This is a genomic window from Bacillus sp. P4_D3, from assembly GCF_056401855.1.
The window spans coordinates 1-556 of the sequence record NZ_JBFUIN010001316.1 but is presented as its reverse complement, the minus strand read 5'-3'; the positions used below and the strand labels follow the sequence as shown (position 1 = coordinate 556).

Below are 556 nucleotides of genomic sequence, written 5' to 3'. Positions count from 1 at the left end.
GTAATACTAGCTATTGTATTTTTAACTTTAGGTGAATTTTTTATGTTATTTATGCTGTTTTTACCGAAAGCGGATACATCATTTGTAAAGGCAATTTATAATAATATTGAGATGATATTAACGTTTGGTGGGGCTATATTTTTTATTTTTTTATGGATTAGGTTTGTAGAAAAAAGGTCATTTTCATCCATTGGTTTTTGGAAAGTACAATGGATGGGAAAGTATTTGAGAGGTGCGTTAATAGGATTTGTCTTCATTTCAATACCAGTAATTGTACTTGTATTAACAGGGATTGTAAAACTACAAATGCAACAAATTACGGCAACCGCCATATTTGGTATTGTAGGATCTTTAATTGCTTTTTTAGTACAAGGTGCAACGGAAGAAATTATTGTACGAGGCTGGTTGTTTCCAGTTATTTCTGTTAGAAGTCGTATATGGGTTGGGATTATAGTGACGTCCTTTTTATTCGGTTTTCTTCATTTACTTAATCCCGGTATTACAATTCTTTCAATATCCAATATAATATTAGTTGGTGTATTTACAGCATTTTACG

At 31.1% G+C, this 556-nt stretch carries 1 protein-coding gene; it reads left to right on the top strand.

The window, feature by feature from the left end; translation table 11 throughout:
- Nucleotides 1–556, top strand: a 556-nt coding sequence (locus tag AC1DTM_RS31065) for a CPBP family intramembrane glutamic endopeptidase (RefSeq protein ID WP_477001771.1), incomplete at both ends; no start/stop codon positions are given.